The organism is Siminovitchia fortis (genome assembly GCF_007681465.1).
Taxonomy (GTDB): Bacteria; Bacillota; Bacilli; order Bacillales; family Bacillaceae_C; genus Siminovitchia; species Siminovitchia fortis.
Genome location: NZ_VEKZ01000008.1, coordinates 1 through 16532 on the forward strand (window position 1 = coordinate 1; position 16532 = coordinate 16532).

At 43.1% G+C, this 16532-nt stretch carries 17 protein-coding genes and 7 tRNA genes; 8 read left to right on the plus strand and 16 right to left on the minus strand.

From position 1 onward, the window contains the following. Positions 1–65: 65 nt before the first annotated feature. The 4 genes from FS666_RS04370 to sigW form a co-directional block, all read right to left on the minus strand. On the minus strand, positions 66–1316 hold the full coding sequence (locus FS666_RS04370; RefSeq protein ID WP_120070114.1) for a CdaR family protein: 1251 nt from the start codon (positions 1314–1316) through the stop codon (positions 66–68). Next, positions 1309–2124 carry a diadenylate cyclase CdaA gene (gene cdaA, locus FS666_RS04375; protein ID WP_144460812.1) on the minus strand — a complete coding sequence of 272 codons (816 nt, stop codon included), beginning with the start codon at positions 2122–2124 and terminating at the stop codon, positions 1309–1311. Before cdaA ends, FS666_RS04370 begins: the two co-directional genes overlap by 8 nt. Before the next feature lie 171 nt (positions 2125–2295). Then, positions 2296–2910, minus strand: coding sequence for an anti-sigma factor family protein (locus tag FS666_RS04380; protein ID WP_120070255.1), 615 nt, complete (start codon positions 2908–2910; stop codon positions 2296–2298). A gap of 17 nt (positions 2911–2927) precedes the next feature. Continuing rightward, on the minus strand, positions 2928–3491 hold the full coding sequence (sigW, locus tag FS666_RS04385) for an RNA polymerase sigma factor SigW (RefSeq protein ID WP_120070108.1): 564 nt from the start codon (positions 3489–3491) through the stop codon (positions 2928–2930). 175 nt (positions 3492–3666) lie between these two features. On the opposite strand from sigW, the gene FS666_RS04390 reads away from it, so the two are divergent. Further along, positions 3667–3846: an aspartyl-phosphate phosphatase Spo0E family protein gene (locus tag FS666_RS04390; protein WP_120070105.1), complete on the plus strand. Its 180-nt coding sequence runs from the start codon at positions 3667–3669 to the stop codon at positions 3844–3846. Positions 3847–3877: 31 nt separating this feature from the next. On the opposite strand, the gene rocF is transcribed toward FS666_RS04390, so the two are convergent. From rocF to FS666_RS04430, 8 genes are all read right to left on the minus strand, one after another. Continuing rightward, positions 3878–4777 carry an arginase gene (gene rocF / locus FS666_RS04395; protein WP_144460811.1) on the minus strand — a complete coding sequence of 300 codons (900 nt, stop codon included), beginning with the start codon at positions 4775–4777 and terminating at the stop codon, positions 3878–3880. Between the two features lie 704 nt (positions 4778–5481). Continuing rightward, positions 5482–5554, minus strand: a tRNA-Ala gene (locus tag FS666_RS04400). A gap of 21 nt (positions 5555–5575) precedes the next feature. Beyond that, positions 5576–5648 (minus strand) — tRNA-Lys (locus tag FS666_RS04405). Between the two features lies 1 nt (position 5649). Beyond that, a tRNA-Gln gene (locus FS666_RS04410) sits at positions 5650–5723 on the minus strand. Positions 5724–5786: 63 nt separating this feature from the next. Further along, a tRNA-Tyr gene (locus FS666_RS04415) sits at positions 5787–5871 on the minus strand. Between the two features lie 22 nt (positions 5872–5893). Next, positions 5894–5969 (minus strand) — tRNA-Thr (locus FS666_RS04420). Positions 5970–5985: 16 nt separating this feature from the next. Continuing rightward, a tRNA-Val gene (locus FS666_RS04425) sits at positions 5986–6061 on the minus strand. Between the two features lie 198 nt (positions 6062–6259). Then, a tRNA-Glu gene (locus FS666_RS04430) sits at positions 6260–6331 on the minus strand. A gap of 211 nt (positions 6332–6542) precedes the next feature. Here FS666_RS04430 and FS666_RS04435 point away from each other — a divergent pair. The 7 genes from FS666_RS04435 to FS666_RS04465 all read left to right on the plus strand — a co-directional run bounded on the left by FS666_RS04435 (position 6543) and on the right by FS666_RS04465 (position 12445). Beyond that, positions 6543–6650, plus strand: a complete 108-nt coding sequence (locus FS666_RS04435) for a YjcZ family sporulation protein (protein WP_120070095.1) — start codon at positions 6543–6545, stop codon at positions 6648–6650. 219 nt (positions 6651–6869) lie between these two features. Then, complete coding sequence (locus FS666_RS04440) at positions 6870–7571, plus strand: response regulator transcription factor (RefSeq protein ID WP_144460810.1); 702 nt, start codon at positions 6870–6872, stop codon at positions 7569–7571. Further along, positions 7568–8542 carry a sensor histidine kinase gene (locus FS666_RS04445; RefSeq protein WP_144460809.1) on the plus strand — a complete coding sequence of 325 codons (975 nt, stop codon included), beginning with the start codon at positions 7568–7570 and terminating at the stop codon, positions 8540–8542. The genes FS666_RS04440 and FS666_RS04445 overlap by 4 nt, the downstream gene beginning before the upstream one ends. Before the next feature lie 108 nt (positions 8543–8650). Further along, the gene (locus FS666_RS04450; protein WP_144460814.1) at positions 8651–9415 is read left to right on the plus strand and encodes an ABC transporter ATP-binding protein; all 765 of its coding nucleotides are present in this window, start codon (positions 8651–8653) and stop codon (positions 9413–9415) included. Next, on the plus strand, positions 9390–11291 hold the full coding sequence (locus tag FS666_RS04455) for an ABC transporter permease (protein ID WP_144460808.1): 1902 nt from the start codon (positions 9390–9392) through the stop codon (positions 11289–11291). The genes FS666_RS04450 and FS666_RS04455 overlap by 26 nt, the downstream gene beginning before the upstream one ends. Before the next feature lie 189 nt (positions 11292–11480). Next, on the plus strand, positions 11481–11960 hold the full coding sequence (locus FS666_RS04460; RefSeq protein ID WP_144460807.1) for a hypothetical protein: 480 nt from the start codon (positions 11481–11483) through the stop codon (positions 11958–11960). Between the two features lie 62 nt (positions 11961–12022). Then, positions 12023–12445: a lysozyme inhibitor LprI family protein gene (locus tag FS666_RS04465; protein ID WP_144460806.1), complete on the plus strand. Its 423-nt coding sequence runs from the start codon at positions 12023–12025 to the stop codon at positions 12443–12445. 283 nt (positions 12446–12728) lie between these two features. Here the strand turns inward: FS666_RS04465 and FS666_RS04470 are convergent, their stop codons facing one another. From FS666_RS04470 to FS666_RS04485, 4 genes are read right to left on the minus strand one after another with little or no spacing between them, the layout of a single operon-like run. Next, the gene (locus tag FS666_RS04470) at positions 12729–13481 is read right to left on the minus strand and encodes a serine hydrolase (RefSeq protein WP_186306458.1); all 753 of its coding nucleotides are present in this window, start codon (positions 13479–13481) and stop codon (positions 12729–12731) included. Between the two features lie 23 nt (positions 13482–13504). Further along, complete coding sequence (locus FS666_RS04475; RefSeq protein ID WP_120070074.1) at positions 13505–14515, minus strand: ABC transporter ATP-binding protein; 1011 nt, start codon at positions 14513–14515, stop codon at positions 13505–13507. A 1-nt stretch (position 14516) separates the two neighbouring features. Further along, positions 14517–15437, minus strand: coding sequence for a C40 family peptidase (locus FS666_RS04480; RefSeq protein WP_144460804.1), 921 nt, complete (start codon positions 15435–15437; stop codon positions 14517–14519). Then, positions 15430–16530, minus strand: coding sequence for a mandelate racemase/muconate lactonizing enzyme family protein (locus FS666_RS04485; protein ID WP_144460803.1), 1101 nt, complete (start codon positions 16528–16530; stop codon positions 15430–15432). The genes FS666_RS04480 and FS666_RS04485 overlap by 8 nt, the downstream gene beginning before the upstream one ends. Positions 16531–16532: the final 2 nt, after the last annotated feature.

Consider the following 16532-nt stretch of genomic DNA (forward strand, 5'->3'; position numbering starts at 1 on the left):
CCTTTATCTCGTCGGAGGCACTCCAGTCTGTACGTCGATGGGCAAGGCGCTTCCGCTTTTCTTGTTTAAACAGTTTCTTTTTCCTTTATCCGTACCTTCGCCTTTTCTGTTGAAAGCTCCCATTTGACATCTTTCGGCCCTTTCACTTCGAGGTTCACTTCATGGTCCCCTGCCTGGAGGCCTTCCATATTCATAAACACTTCAAACGCGCTCTCCTGAGCCTTTTTCAACTGATCCTTGCTGCCTTCCACTTTGATGGATACAGCTCCATCCTCGGGCGATAAAAACTCAACATCCAAGCCTTCCGCCAAGCCCTTGCTTTCAATGGGCACTTCACTCAAACTTGTTTCTTCACTCTTTTTTTTGGCCTTGTCTGTCACGACTTTCACTTTGACTATTTCAGGGGTGATTTTATTAATCCCATCGGGCCTTATAATCGGTACATCCAATTCTTCATCTTTGGTTATTTTGCTGACATCCACTTCCGCTTCTATTTCATCGACTTTTTGCAAAATATCCGTCCGCCCGAAAATCATGACCTCTTCAATATCACCTTCCATCCGCTTGATGACAGTGCCTTCAGGCGAAGATCCGACCTGCTTGATTTTAAGCGGAACAGTCTTTCTCGGATTATTTACCGGGACGGTCACTGTTACATACTCAGGTTCGACAAACACATCGAGCTTGTTCAATTCGCGATCCAGGACAGTCACTTTTGTGTCCCGTTTAATGGTGTCTGTAATCAGCCCTCTTGCATCAATGGATGCTTTCACATAAGAAATCTTTTCAAGGGTTTCTTTTCCGCCGGTGATTTGGACTTTGTTCGGTTCGACAATCGGAAGTTCAGCTTCAAATCCTTCCGCCAATATATTATTGTTGAATTCGGGCTCGACGGTGAAGTCCTTTGTCACCTTTTCCTGGATGGAGACCTCCACATAGACAGGCTCCACTTGTACCTTCAGCTTCTCGGAAAAATCTTTATATAAAATGGGAACACGATGGTTACCAATGCTTAAATCAGATAAATCCACATAGATGGAAAAATCTCTTTGCCGCTTTGTCGCTTCGACAAATCTTCTTTGGCCTTCAATCGTTACATTAACCGTTTCAGGCAATCCGGTTACGACAAGATTTTCGGAATCAAAGTATTTCTCCAGTGGCACGTCGGTAATGGTTTCCACCTCATTGCTTTCCATTCCGTTAGGCCTGGATGCTCCGTTTTTGTTCCCCAAGTCCTGCACTGACAGGAAAAGAAGCACGGCCAGCGCCATGGCGACAATTCTTACGAACCAGGGATTATCCATGAATTTATCCATTTTGTTTCTTCCCCTTTCTTTTCCAAAGTGTTGAGGAAGTCTGTTTGGCCAATTCCTTTTCCAGAAGTTCCTGAAATTCTTCTGAAGACAAATCTCTATACAGTTCACCGTGCTGTGTCACGGATACATGGCCTGTTTCTTCGGAAACGACAATCGTCAAGGCATCCGTCACTTCACTGATTCCCACCGCTGCCCGGTGTCTTGTACCAAGCTCCTTGGAAATGAACGGGCTCTCGGAAAGAGGAAGATAACAGGCGGCCGCGGCAATTTGATCCCTTTGGATAATGACGGCCCCATCATGCAATGGCGTGTTGGGGATAAAGATATTGATCAGCAGCTGAGAGGTCAGCTTAGAGTGGAGCGGAATCCCGGTTTCTATGTAATCGCCCATGCCTGTTTCACGTTCGATAGAAATCAAGGCCCCGATTCTGCGCTTTGCCATGTAGCTGATGGCTTCTGTAATCGCAGTCACTCTTTGATGCAATTCCTCTTCTTCCTGGATGCCGCCTCTTGTAAAAATACTTCCGCGTCCAAGTTGTTCAAGGGCGCGTCTCAGCTCAGGCTGGAATATGATAATGATCCCCAGGAAACCCCAGGTAATGGCATTTTCCAATATCCAGCTCAGCGTATGTAGATTAAGGTATTCACTGACAAACCGTGCAATAATGATGACAAAAATACCTTTTAAAAGCTGCACCGCTTTTGTACCGCGTATAATCATAAGCAGCTTATATATAACGTACCAAACGAGGAAAATATCCACTATGCGGGACAAGTAGTCCATAATAGAAAGGTCGGCAAACGACATAATCTTTCCTCCATCTATTTTTTAAGCGCAGACATTGTTGCAGGCAAACCAATTATAACTAACTTATTATAACATAAAAATAATCCGGAGGCATTTGCCGCCAATATGCCAATGCAGTTTCATTTTGAAAAATTTTATCAAAAAAGGACTGCATGTGCAGCCCCGATAAAATCATTTGAATAATTGGCCTACCTTTTTTCCGCCCTCTTTCATCTTATACCAAATCCATTCGAACACTTCGTCAATTTCATCTATATCACCAGTCACGTTCCCTGCAGAAGCCATGTATTTATCTCCATTAATAATGGTAACATTCCCATCCACTTGGCCTTCTATCCTGAGATCCCCGTTTTTAACAACAAGATCCCCTTCGACCACTTCGCCTTCAGGAACAATTACTGTGTCATTTTCCACGATGATATTAGGTTTTTTCGTGAAGGCAAACTTCTGGTCATCATTCCATCCGCTGACAAGGCTTCCTGCCATTAATAAAAAGAATACTGATACGGCGATCAGCATAGGATGATGTCTGAACCAGCGTTTGACTCCCACCATATTCTTTTCTTTCGGGAGGCGGGCCATGACCTGATTTGTAAAGTGAGCGGGAGCTGAGATTCGGGAGACACTTTTCACCAATGCTTCTGTTCGTTTCAATTCTTGAAAATGTGTTTGACAGGCCTGGCACTTTTGCAAGTGATCCTTCAATTCACGTTCTTTATCTTGTGTCAGATCCCCGTCCATGTATTCCTGCATATAGAGAACGATCTCTTCTGAACAAGCCTTCAATTTCCTTCTCACCTTTCTCACATATTGTGCAATCTCTTGCGAAGTGCTTCCCTGCCGCGGTGAATTCTTGTTTTCACAGTGCCAAGCGGCATTTCCAACACTTCCGCGATTTCATTCAGCGAGAGGTCATCAATGTATCTGAGTATAATGACCGATCTGTATTTATCCGGCAATCGCAAAATTTCATTTTGCACAATTTCCTGAAGTTCCAACGTTTCAACTTCTGCATCAGGCGTTTTTCCTGCTGCTGCCAATTGTGAATATAAAGTCAATCCTTCTGTTCCTGCAATTTCAGCATCCAGAAAATAATCAGGTTTTTTCTTTCTTATCCGATCTATACAAAGATTGGTGGCGATTCTATACAGCCATGTGGAAAACTTGCGGTTGATCTGAAAGCTTTCGATATTAACATAGGCCCGGACAAACGCCTCCTGTGCAATATCTTCCGCTTCATGCCGATTGCCAAGCATCCTGTAGCAAAGGGAAAAGATCCTGTCTCTATATAGCTCTACGATTTCCCCAAATGCTTCCTGATCGCCTTTTAAAACTTGCCTGATTCTTTGATTCACCAGCTTATCCATCTCATTTAACCCTCCCGCCTGCGCGGTTCCCTTTATATACGTTCTGTTTAAAATAAAGTTTCAAATTTAATCATCTTTTCTATCATAACAAATTTTTACTTAGGTAGTGAAATTGGTTTAATCTTTAAAAAAATGGTTAAACAGTTATAAACAATCACTTTGCGAGGGATGGATCATGAACAGGGAACAGGAAATGTTGTTAAGGAAAATCGAGGAAAGAAGAAAAGAAATGGTTGAATTGGGACTGTCCCGGTCCTTCGTGGATGAACGCGTCGTATATTTAAGCGATCAATTGGACCAGCTATTAAATAAATATCATCTTTTTGAGCAGAAACAGGCAAGCAGCAGTTCGTAAATGAGCTGCTGCTTTTTTAAAAAGGATTTTTTCACAAAAGCTTTTCTCCAAATAAAGATCCCATCAACGCGACAGCCACCTCCGCTGTCTTGTTTTTTTCATCCAAAATGGGGTTGACTTCCACAAATTCCGCTGAAGTGATGAGTTCCGATTCCGCGAGCATCTCCATCGCCAAATGGCTCTCGCGATAGCTGATGCCGCCCAATACCGGTGTTCCTACACCAGGGGCATCATGGGGGTCCAAACCGTCCAAATCAAGGGATAAATGGACGCCGTCTGTTCTCTCTTTCAAGTAAGCAATGGTTTCTTCCATCACCCTTGTCATTCCCAGACGGTCAATTTCATGCATCGTATATACCTTGATGGAATGCTCCCTAATCAAACCTCTTTCACCCTGATCCAGATCGCGCGCCCCGATGATAACAACATTTTCAGGTTTTACCTTTGGATGGAATCCCCCAACACCTGTCAGCTCGGGATGTCCGAAGCCAAGGCTGGCAGCAAGCGGCATACCGTGGATGTTCCCCGAAGGAGACGTTTCATCCGTGTTTAAATCCCCGTGCGCATCATACCAGATCACGCCCAGATTGTGGAAGTGTTTCGCCGCACCTGCAAGCGTTCCGATTGCAATACTGTGATCGCCCCCCAGAATTAGCGGAAAACTGTCTTTTTTTATAATGGAATCTACACAGTCGGCCAAATGGGAGGCCGCCTTTGTGATCGCTTTCAAATTCCTTAAAGAAGGCTGGGCATTTTTGTCCTCATTTATATGAGCCACTGGAATATCTCCCATATCCTCAACCACATAACCTATGCGCTCCAAGCGTTTAACCGCATCCGCATACCTCATGGCACTCGGCCCCATATCGACGCCCCTTCGCATCTGACCCAGATCCATGGGCACCCCGACAATCGAAAGTTTCTTTCTCATAGGCTCGCTCCTTCACCAACATTAATGCCTATATTCTATCCCGGGAACCACAAATGACTCAACTGGACAAAAAAGTGAATATATATGCAGAAAAGCGGAAGCGCCTTGTTCAGCCCCGACAAGCATAAGCCGATTCCCGAGGAGGCAGTACTTCAGCCACCACAGGGAATTGGCTTATGACCTCGAGGGGCTAGGCGCTGGAGCTGGACAGCAGAAAAGCGGAGGCGCTCGTTTAGCGACGTACAGACTGACGATCTTGATGAGATAAATTGGAGGAGAACCGGTGGTTGGAAGGCATTGACTCTCTTTGCCTACCGAGTTTCCTCTTTGACTCTCTGCTCGGGAGGCATTGACTCCCTTTGCCTACCGAATTTCCTCTTTGCACCTCTGTTCGGGAGGCATTGACTCCCTTTGCCTACCGAATTTCCTCTTTGCCTTTCTGTTCGGGAGGCATTGACTCTCTTTGCCTACCGAGTTTCATCTTTGCCCCTCTGTTCGGGAGGCATTGACCCTCTTTGCCTACCGAGTTTCCTCTTTGCCTCTCTGTTCGGGAGGCATTGACCTTATCAGATCATTGCGCTCAAAATCGCTCTATGAAACAAAACCCTCGCTCCCTTAATCAGCGTTGTTTTACATTTAACCGCCCGCTTCAATGACGCCAAATAGAAAAAAAGCCTTATGTCTAAACAAGGCTTTTTAAAAAATGGAGCCTAGCGGGATCGAACCGCTGACCTCCTGCGTGCAAAGCAGGCGCTCTCCCAGCTGAGCTAAGGCCCCTCGGATAGGAAAATAAAAAAGTGAGCCATGCAGGATTCGAACCTGCGACCCTCTGATTAAAAGTCAGATGCTCTACCAACTGAGCTAATGGCTCTTGGCTGGGCTAGCTGGATTCGAACCAACGATCACGGAGTCAAAGTCCGATGCCTTACCGCTTGGCTATAGCCCATCGATTAAAAACACATTAAGTATATTACCCGATAATCTTTTTTTATATTCCTCTTTATGTAAATGGTGGTGGGGGACGGATTCGAACCGCCGAACCCGGAGGGAGCGGATTTACAGTCCGCCGCGTTTAGCCACTTCGCTACCCCACCTCAAAAAAGGCAAAATAAAAAATGGTGCCGGCCAGAGGACTTGAACCCCCAACCTACTGATTACAAGTCAGTTGCTCTACCAATTGAGCTAGGCCGGCAAGCCATAATTTTAAGTGGTGGAGGATGACGGGTTCGAACCGCCGACCCCCTGCTTGTAAGGCAGGTGCTCTCCCAGCTGAGCTAATCCTCCGAAATAGAATGTGCAAGTGCATGCGTTGCGACAAGATATCGCGCTCTTAGCATGCCATCCGCTATTAAAATTGTAATGAGCGGTGCATTACTGTGTCAGCTTCATGCGCTCGGTCAGTCACGTGCTAACGTGAGCTCTTGCTTTTATTAATGTCCAGCTGCAGGCGTCAGTGACGCCTTTCGCCTTTCGCCTTTCTAATGACCCCTACGGGATTCGAACCCGTGTTACCGCCGTGAAAGGGCGGTGTCTTAACCGCTTGACCAAGGGGCCGTTTATTAAGCACAATACAGAGTATAAGTTAAAGCATGCTGGCTTGTCAACACATTTTTAGATGTTTTTTAGAAAATGTTCGCAGCGCCATTTTTCGTGATCGACTATATAGTGAAATAGCACATTTTTTAATTGGAATCCCAACTCTTCTGCACTTGGGACCTTTAACTACATAAAATAATAATCAATAACCCTGAGGAGGTGCCTTTACATGAGTGCAGGTGTAGGCTACGGTGGTGGTTTTGCGTTTGTTGTTGTTCTGTTCATCCTCTTAGTCATTGTAGGTGCTGCCTTTGTAGGCGGCTGTGGCTGGTGGTAAACGGTTTAAACCTGATTGCGGGGCTCCCAACAATATGGAAGCCCCGTTTCAATTTATTTGTTCAAAAGTCCACCTGCCCCGGATTAACAACGGTGCCGCCATTTGACACTCCCACGCCCAAAAGCGTCCGTATTGCTAATAATAGGCTTGTTCATTATGTATAATATTTATTATGTTCTTGATCGAATCATTTCTTTACTTGAAGAAGGATGAATGCAAATGGCAAAAATTCTAATCATAGAGGACGATCCAAAAATTGCAAAACTGCTGCAAAATCATCTTGAAAAATACGGCTATGATGCTGTGATAACGGAACAATTTGATGCAATCATTGAGTGTTTTGAATCGGTAAACCCCGATTTGGTCCTACTGGATATTAATTTGCCCAGTTTTGATGGGTATTATTGGTGTCGGCAGATTCGGAAAATCTCTACGTGTCCAATTCTCTTTATTTCCGCTCGATCAGGAGAAATGGATCAAGTCATGGCATTGGAAAATGGGGGCGATGATTTTATTACAAAGCCTTTTCACTATGAAGTGGTGATGGCGAAGATTCGCAGCAGCCTCCGCCGGGCTTACGGGGAATATGCGCTTAAGGGCAAGGAACGCATGGTTGAATTGAAGGGGCTGACTCTTTTTGTGGAAAGAATGGAAGCTGCCAAAGAAGGGTCCACCATTTCTCTGACAAAAAAAGAAACAGTTCTGCTTGAAATGTTAATGGAGCGTTCACCTCGTGTCGTCTCCCGCGAAACGATCCTGGAAAAATTATGGGATGACCAAACTTTTGTAGATGAAAATACATTGAATGTGAATATTACCCGTATTCGGAAAAAGCTTCAGGAATTGGGCATTGGCCAGGCAATTGAAACGGTAAGGGGAGCTGGATACCGGCTGATCCCAAATTGGGAGCTTTCATCATGAAATTATTTATAAAAGACCATTTCCCACTGATTGTCATGAATGTTGTACAGATGGCAGTGGTTTTATTAGTTTATTGGCTTGATGGGTATCATAAACTTTCACTGATAGTCTATTCGCTTTTCTTGGGATGCTTAATTCTCACTGTTTATTTAGTGTTTCGCTATATTTCCAACCGTAAGTTTTATGAAAGATTGACAGTTACGGTCAATAAAATGGATGAAGCATTTGAAATGTTGGATACTACGCCGCTTTCCCAAGCACTTGGAAAGTTGCTCCAAAAGCAGTATCGACTCTATTTAAATCATTTGCACCTGCAGGAAAAAAAGCGCAATGACCACCTGACCTTTATTAATCAATGGGTTCATCAAATGAAAACCCCCTTATCCGTCATTGAATTAATAACGCAAGAAAGTGAAGACGAGCGTCTGGAAAGTATTCGCGAAGAGAAAGATAAGCTGGAAAAAGGGCTGGAAATGGTCTTATATGCGGCGAGATTAGAAGTGTTTGAACAAGATTTTCAAATAGAGCCCGTTATGTTAAAAACTGTTATTGAAGAGGCAATCCGTGAAAATAAGCGCCTTTTTATAAAAAATCATGTGTATCCCGAAAACCGGGTATCTCCCACAATCGTGGAATCAGATGAAAAATGGCTGAAATTTATTTTTAATCAGCTCATTACCAATGCGGTGAAGTATTCCGCCGGCAAAGGACAGAAGGTCCTGGTTTCGGAATTGAATACACCACATGAAACGATTGTCACCGTTCAGGATTATGGCGTCGGGATCTCCAAAACAGATTTAAAGAGAGTGTTCAATCCCTTCTTTACAGGAGAAAATGGCCGGATTTATCGCGAATCAACCGGGATGGGCTTATATTTAGTAAAAGAGGTATGTGATAAATTAGGGCATAAAGTTGAAATTAGCTCTGTTCAGGGAGAAGGGACAAGTGTTCAGCTCTCCTTCCGAAGATAACCTTACAGAAGTGTAAGCTAAATGAAAGCTATAGCGATGGTTTAACCCCGCCCCTCCTCTTACACTAAAGTTAGTTGAAAAACAGAGAAAGGGGTTTTTGTTTTGGAGATTTTGAAAATCAAAAATTTAAGTAAAGTCTACGATGGAAAAGTGGCTTACAAGGCACTGTCAGACATTGATTTAACCATAGAAGAAGGGGAATTTGTTGGCATTATGGGACCATCCGGGAGCGGGAAATCGACCTTATTGAATATGGTGGCTACCATTGATCAACCAACATCAGGGTCAATTATTGTGGATGGGAAAGACCCATTGCGTATGAAACATAACGAACTGGCACTATTTCGGCGCAGACATTTAGGTTTTGTTTTTCAAGACTTCAATTTACTCCCTACCTTGACAGTGGAGGAAAATATTGTTTTACCTTTGACGCTGGAGGGTGTAAGTGTTCAAATAATGGAAAAAAAGGTAGCGGCTGTAGCGGACAAACTAGGCATCTCCTCTATTTTAAAAAAGCGAATTTATGAAATATCGGGTGGGCAGGCGCAAAGGACCGCCATTGCTCGGGCAATTATTCACAAACCAAAAATGGTGCTGGCGGATGAACCGACTGGAAACTTAGATTCCAAGGCCACAAAGTCGGCGATGGAAATGATGGAAAGAGTAAATAAAGAAGACAGAACGACCATGATGATGGTTACCCACGATCCGATTGCCGCCAGTTATACTGAAAGAGTTGTGTTTATCAAAGACGGCAAATTGTTCAACGAAATTTACCGTGGAGATAATCGTCAAGCCTTTTTCCAAAAAATCATAGACGTGTTATCGCTGTTGGGAGGGGATTCAAGTGACCTTTCGTCAATTCGCGTTTAACAACGTTTTCCGTAATAAGCGAATCTATGCAGCTTACTTTTTAAGCAGTGTATTTTCTGTTTTAGTCTTTTTTGTCTATGCAATTTTTGCCTTTCATCCCGGATTGGCTGAGATTAGTTCCAATGTAAGCATTGGCCTGCATTTTGCCGAGAGCATTATTTATGTGTTCTCCTTTATTTTTGTACTTGTTTCGATGAGTGCCTTTTTGAAATCCCGAAAAAAAGAATTCGGCTTAATGGTTATGTTGGGAATGACCAATCAGCAACTTCGTCGCATGGTCTTTTTAGAGAATGTAATAATTGGATTTTTTGCCACAGTCTCAGGGATAGCTGTGGGTGTGGTATTTGCAAAATTGATTTTAATGGCAGCGGAAAATATTTTGGGTCTAGAGGAGGCCCTGCCGTTTTATTTACCTTGGCAAGCCGCAGTGTTAACATTCAGCGCCTTTTTGATTTTGTTTATTGTCATTTCCTTTTTTACCGTGTCTATTTTAAAAGGGAATAAATTGATTGATTTAATTAAAGGCAGCTCAACCCCAAAAAAGGAGCCGAAGGCCTCCATCGTACTGTCCATATTAGCTGCCCTTTTACTCGGTGTTGGCTATGCTATTGCCTTGCTTGTTCGTGATGTATTGGTTATCGCGGCAATGATCCCGGTAACAATTATTGTCATTATCGGCACATACTTTCTGTTTACCCAGCTTAGTGTATTTACCATTAATCGGTTAAAAAAACGCAAGAATATATTTTGGAAAAAGACAAACCTTGTTCTTTTATCGGATCTCGCTTATCGCATGAAGGATAATGCGCGTGCTTTTTTCTTCGTGGCGATTGTTTCGACTGTAGCGTTTTCTGCAATAGGCTCACTTGTCGGCTTTCGGTATATTTTTACAACTAACTTGGTAGAAGAAAGGCCATTTGCCTTTGAATATGTGTCGTGGGAAGGGAATCAACAGGAAGCAGAACATATTCAAGAAATTGAAAAAGAATTGGCCCCGATGAATTACCAGGAAGCAGGCATAACAATTAAACATGTATCCGCAGGAAGCCCTGAAGGGGAGCATTTTGAACGAGCAATTGTTTCACAGTCTGAGTATAACCATTTGGCTAAAGTGGCTGGACAATTGGATAAACAAGTCACACTTCAGGACAATGAAGCCATTCTCCTTTATTTTAAAAATGCCCTGGGAGAGATGCCAAATTTAATGGAACAAACAAACCACCAGCTTGGAAAGCATGCCATTCAACAAATTGCAGTCCAGCCAATGAACTTGATCCGAACATTTGAAGATTATCTGGTGGTCTCTGATGACTTATATAAGGACATGCAAGCTAATAGCACAGAAGCCTATTACGCATTTTTTCTGAAAGATTGGAAAGATACAATCACAATAGGTGAAAACCTTCTAAAAAAACTAAAGGTAGATCAATCCCATGGGGAGGACCCAGATGGACATTTCAAGATTTCTTCTCTGGCATATGATTGGAATCAGATGAATCAAGGATTTGGAGCTGTGCTGTTTATTGGATTATTTATCGGTGCCGTCTTTTTTGTCGCAGCAGGCAGTTTCTTATATTTCCGCCTATATGCAGACATAGAGGACGAGAAACGGAAATTTTCTGCCATCAGCAAGCTCGGTCTTACAGATAAAGAATTATCGAAAATAGTGACCGTCCAATTGGCCTTGTTATTCTTTGTGCCGATTCTTGTAGCGATTATCCATGGGGCTGTAGCGCTCACAGCCTTACAGCATATGTTCCATTTTAATTTATTCAAGAGTTCATCAGCAGTATTAGGAAGCTTCGCCGCTATCCAACTCGTCTATTTCCTCTTCATTCGCTTTCAATACATTCGAAAAATTAAAGAAGAAATATAGAAGAAGATAATCAAACCAGGCACATTTCTTTGGAGATGTGTCTTTTTTCTGTTAATCGTGTTCATTCCACAAATCAGATATAATTCTCCAAAAAAAAATGTTTGAGAACTATAGTAAAAACGACTATACTATTGTGGTACATTTTTCCTATAAAAAAATACATAAATAATAAGCAGGGGGACCAAAGAAATGTTTTTAAAGAAAAAATGTTTGATCATGTTGGCGACAATGACTGCTGCATTACTCTTAACAGCTTGTGGCGGTTCTGCTGAAAGTAAAATAATCGGAAGCTGGAAAGTAGTTATAAACGGTCATGTAGAATCATACCTGGAAATAGGTGAAGAAAGAATAATAAACAGGTCAGAATCAAATGATAGCCCAATATCCGCTGAGTACATATTAACCGAAACTCAGGACGACAACTTCATGATTGAATTTATCAATCCGGAAAATGGGTCTCATGAATTTATGTTTGAAGGTTATTTTGATAATAAAAACAAAATAATAGTTGTAAATGCCCCAGGCGGGGCAGTAGAAAACAGTGAATTAATTAGAGTGGATAATATAGCAGAAGAAAAAGAGAAAGAAGAAAAAGAGCTGGCCAAAAAAGAAGAAAAACTAGCTAAACAGAAAGAAAAGAAACAGAAAACAGAAAAGGAAAAAAACTAGCTAAACAAGAAGAAGAAAGACAACAAGAAGAAAAGGAACTGGCTAAACAAAAAGAGAAAAAGATGCAAGAAGAAAAGGAAATTGAACTAGCAAAACTAAAAGAAGAAGAGGAAACAAAACAGCGAACTATCGAAGAAAATAGTTTGAAAAAGGAGTATTTGCAAAAGTCGGATAATCTTGAGAACAAGATAATTGAAGAAGCCAAAAAAGTGTCTGCACATGATATGCCAGGTGGTTTTTATGGTCAATACTATGATGAATGGGATGATTTATTAAATGAGGTTTGGGGCGTATTAAAAGATACGATGCCGAAAAGTGAATTTGAAAAATTAAAATCAGGGCAAATTGAATGGATTGCAATGAAAGAGCAAAATTTTGATGAAATACCAGATGAATCAGCTTGGGAAAGAGCTAGAGGAATGGACTATCTAGCATTTGAAACGAAAGATAGGACTTACTATTTAATTGAGAATTATATGCAATGAACCTTCCCTCCTCAGCCGATTAAAGATCGAATCGGCTTGAAGGAGGGGTTTCCGCTGGCGTGCACGGCATATCGAATAAGTGGTTGATTGTTTGTCGGTCCGGAAACCGGTTTTGACGGCCCTGTACACAGCACTCCCCCCTTCTGATTTTTTCGACCGTTTCCATTATACCTTAGCCTGCTTGAAAACGAGTGTTCCTATAGCAAAACCCTTTTGAGTTCTCCCAAACTAAAAAGAAGTCCCCCACTTACCGGCTATCGCCGTTTGAAGTGAAGGACTTCTTTTAGAGGTTCGTTAAACTATCATAAAGGTACTTACCGATTTTGCTAATTACCCGTCTGCCCGAATAGGAATCCTCAAGCTGGTCCATTAAAACGGCCACATACGCCGTTTTATTACCCCATTTGAAAATCGCACAATCATTCTCCACCTGCGGCAGGCTGCCGGTTTTGCCGGCGACAAAGATTGCTTCCGGGTCAATCATAGCCGAGAGCTTATCATGAAACTGCTGAGCGTGCATGATTTCCAATGCCAGTTTTCGGCTTTTCTCCGTCAAAAAATCCCCCTGATTCATAACTTTTAAACAAGTGACGATATCAGCGGGGCTTGTCAGATTATTTAAGCCTCGCTCAATAGCCGAAAAGTCCATCATTTTTCGTTGAAGTACCGTCTTCTGCATTCCCATGTTTTTAATCGTTGTATTGATTGCATCCATCCCCAACAGATCAATCATCATGTTCGTCGCAGTATTATCTGACACGGTGATCATCAGTGTCATGAGATCTTTTACCGTCACGATAACCTGATCCGATAGGGCCTGCAGCACCCCGGATCCTCCGACACGATGGCGGATTTGGATGCTTTCATTTACATCTATGTTGGCGCTCTCCGCCTGCCTTAGCGCTTCTATTAAAATCGGAACCTTGATAACACTTGCTGAGGGGAATACCTCCTCATGATTGAAATAAAAACAATCGTTGTCTATTTCAATCGCGGCCCCGGCCTTCCCTTTTAAATCTCCCAACAACTGTTTCATTTCTCCTGAAAAATGTAACATGTCTACCTCGAAACGGCAGTCTCGGTGAAATCTTGACCGTTTGTTTTCTGTTCATCATATAAATGACAGGCCACATAATGATGATAATGGACTTCCTTCCATTTCGGTTTTTCCAGCGCACAAACATCCATTGCCATTGGGCAGCGGGTTCTAAAGACACAGCCGCTCGGAGGATTGATCGGGCTAGGAAGCTCCCCCTCTAAAATAATCCGTTCCCGTTTGTCTTCTACATCCGGGTCGGGAATCGGAATCGCCGAAAGTAAGGCCCGGGTATATGGGTGCAGTGGATTATTGTATAATTTGTCGCTCTCCGTCAATTCGACCATATGGCCTAAATACATGACGCCGATTCTATCGCTGATTTGTTTCACCATTGAAAGATCGTGGGCGATAAAAAGATAGGTTAACCCTTTTTCCTTTTGCAGCCGTTTCAACAAATTGACAACCTGTGCCTGAACGGATACATCCAAAGCCGAAATAGGTTCATCCGCGATAATAAATTCCGGATCAAGGGCTAATGCTCTGGCGATGCCTATCCTTTGCCGCTGACCGCCGCTGAATTCGTGGGGATATCGATTGGCATGATCTTTGTGCAGGCCGACATCTTCCAATAATTGATACACACGCTTTAATTGATCTTGTTTATTCGCAAACATTCCATGGACTTCCATCGGTTCCGAAATAATTTCGCTGACAGTCGACCTTGGATTTAACGATGCATACGGATCTTGGAAAATCATTTGCATTTGCCGGTGAAAAGCGTATCGCTCTTTTTGATTCATGGTGTGGATATTTTTACCTTTAAAAATGACCTCGCCTTCCGTTCGGTCATACAGACCGATGATCGTTCTGCCGGCGGTCGATTTCCCGCAGCCTGATTCACCGACAATTCCGAACGTCTCCCCCTTATAGATGTGAAAGGTAATTCCATCAACAGCCTGTAAAGTTTCGCCCTTGCCGAGGTAAAAATGTTTTTTCAAATTGTTTACTTGCAGTAATGCCTGCTTTCCCATCTTAAGCCTCCGTCTCCAGCCAATAGCGTCTCGCTGCACAAAGTTCTTTTTCATAGATTGTCCCGACTAACGGAATGATTTCAACCGTTTTTCCGGTATTTGGCGAATGAAGCAATTTTCCATCGCCGTAATAAATACCAACATGGTGGATTTTCCCTTTCCCTTCTTCATGGGCAAAAAACACTAAATCTCCCGGTTGTAAATCGGAAGCAATATCAACCTCTTTTCCGGATTTCGCCTGGTCATGGGCATCCCGGGGAATGATATAACCATTGGCCTTGCACATCGAATAGCTAAAACCTGAGCAATCATAGCCATAACTGCTCATTCCGCCCCACAAATAGGGCAATCCAATAAATTGCTCACCGCAGGAAACGATGTCCAGACCTGTACCTTTATAGCGGGAGTCCAAAGATTCACTGATCATAACATCTTTCCAGTCAAATCTTCCTTGGCTGCCGTCAGGTGTTTTTACCACTACTTTCTGATCGTCTTCCCATACAAGCGGCAAGATGGTTTGATAGGATAGCTCCATATCCACATTCGTATGCAGTGTAGCTTTCGGTTTCGCAACGACAACCACCGGACCATCGTGGATATTCCATTCGTCCGGGGATTGGGTTAATTGGACCATCGGAATCCAGCCGGGATAGCCGGAAGGATTTTTGGAAGAAGGCTGTTCTGGGACAATCACATGGGCCCATCCCTTTGCCTCTTCAGTCACAATGACCTCCTGGCCATACAATACTTGACTTTGTACCAAAGCATCATTACAGAGCCCCAACCTTGTTTCATATGTTAAACGATCAAGCCATGCAGGAATGTCCACAGGATTTGTTACCGCATCCCAATCTATTTCCCGCGGTGAGTCATAAGATGTCCAGACAGTTGCAACGGCAACATTGACAAGCCTTCTATCCATGTAAAATTCCCCCTTCAACATGTACCTGTTTTATTCCAAGCCCCGGTTCATCCGGAAGTGTAATAAACCGCTGCTGATATTGAATTCCCCCATCGATTATGTTCTTCTTGAGCATGAGCGGGGCATCAAAGTCAAAACGGGTGATATTTTTCTTACTGGCGGCAAAATGGGCCGCAGCAGTAATGCCAAGATGGGTTTCAATCATGCTGCCAACCATGCACTCAACGCCGCAGGTTTCCGCCAGTTGATTGATGATTTGCGCCTGATAAATCCCACCGGATTTCATTATCTTAATATTAATTAAATCGGCACTTCTTGTTTTCAAGACTTGAAATGCCTGCTTCGTTGTGAACACAGATTCGTCTGCCATAATTAGCGTGTCAACGTGATCGGTCACTTGTTTAAGGCCTTCTATATCATCCGCCTTCACCGGCTGCTCCACCAGCTCAATATTTAAACCGCTGTCTTCCATTTTGCGGATTGCTCTGATGGCATTTTTTGCCGTCCATCCTTGGTTGGCATCAAGCCGGATTTTAATCTTATTCCCGACACGATTTCGAATTTCCCGAATTCGTTCAAGGTCAGTTTCGATATCATCCTTACCAACCTTGACCTTTAGAACATTGAACCCCTGATTGATATAAGAAACCGCGTCATCGGCCATCTCCTCCGGTCCGTTGACACTCACGGTAAAATCAGTTTCCAGTTCCTGTTTATAGCCGCCGAGAAATTGGTATAGCGGCAGCTTGCAATATTGCGCCAAACAATCATACAGTGCCATATCAACTGCAGCTTTGGCGCTGGAATTGCCAACCATGCCTGTTTTCAGTCCTTGAAAAATAAGTTCATAGTTTAACAGACTTTTATTTTTCAAAAATGGTGCAATCACCAGATGAACGGCGGACTCGATGCTCTGCAAGCTGTCGCCTGTTATGACAACAGTCGGCGGTGCTTCCCCCCAGCCGGTAATCCCGTTATCGCAGATTATTTTCACCAAAACAGATTCGGCCACAGTCACGGTTCTTAAGGCTGTTTTAAAAGGATTAAGAAGCGGGACCGCCACTCTATACGTTTCTATTTGCTCGATCTTCATCT

Bases quoted from the DNA above. Each gene is read 5' to 3' on its own strand.
- FS666_RS04370 (WP_120070114.1), bottom strand. From the start codon at position 1,316: ATGGATAAATTCATGGATAATCCCTGGTTCGTAAGAATTGTCGCCATG.
- cdaA (WP_144460812.1), bottom strand. From the start codon at position 2,124: ATGTCGTTTGCCGACCTTTCTATTATGGACTACTTGTCCCGCATAGTG.
- sigW (WP_120070108.1), bottom strand. From the start codon at position 3,491: ATGGATAAGCTGGTGAATCAAAGAATCAGGCAAGTTTTAAAAGGCGAT.
- FS666_RS04390 (WP_120070105.1), top strand. From the start codon at position 3,667: ATGAACAGGGAACAGGAAATGTTGTTAAGGAAAATCGAGGAAAGAAGA.
- rocF (WP_144460811.1), bottom strand. From the start codon at position 4,777: ATGAGAAAGAAACTTTCGATTGTCGGGGTGCCCATGGATCTGGGTCAG.
- FS666_RS04435 (WP_120070095.1), top strand. From the start codon at position 6,543: ATGAGTGCAGGTGTAGGCTACGGTGGTGGTTTTGCGTTTGTTGTTGTT.
- FS666_RS04440 (WP_144460810.1), top strand. From the start codon at position 6,870: ATGGCAAAAATTCTAATCATAGAGGACGATCCAAAAATTGCAAAACTG.
- FS666_RS04445 (WP_144460809.1), top strand. From the start codon at position 7,568: ATGAAATTATTTATAAAAGACCATTTCCCACTGATTGTCATGAATGTT.
- FS666_RS04460 (WP_144460807.1), top strand. From the start codon at position 11,481: ATGTTTTTAAAGAAAAAATGTTTGATCATGTTGGCGACAATGACTGCT.
- FS666_RS04465 (WP_144460806.1), top strand. From the start codon at position 12,023: ATGCAAGAAGAAAAGGAAATTGAACTAGCAAAACTAAAAGAAGAAGAG.
- FS666_RS04470 (WP_186306458.1), bottom strand. From the start codon at position 13,481: ATGAAACAGTTGTTGGGAGATTTAAAAGGGAAGGCCGGGGCCGCGATT.
- FS666_RS04475 (WP_120070074.1), bottom strand. From the start codon at position 14,515: ATGGGAAAGCAGGCATTACTGCAAGTAAACAATTTGAAAAAACATTTT.
- FS666_RS04480 (WP_144460804.1), bottom strand. From the start codon at position 15,437: ATGGATAGAAGGCTTGTCAATGTTGCCGTTGCAACTGTCTGGACATCT.
- FS666_RS04485 (WP_144460803.1), bottom strand. From the start codon at position 16,530: ATGAAGATCGAGCAAATAGAAACGTATAGAGTGGCGGTCCCGCTTCTT.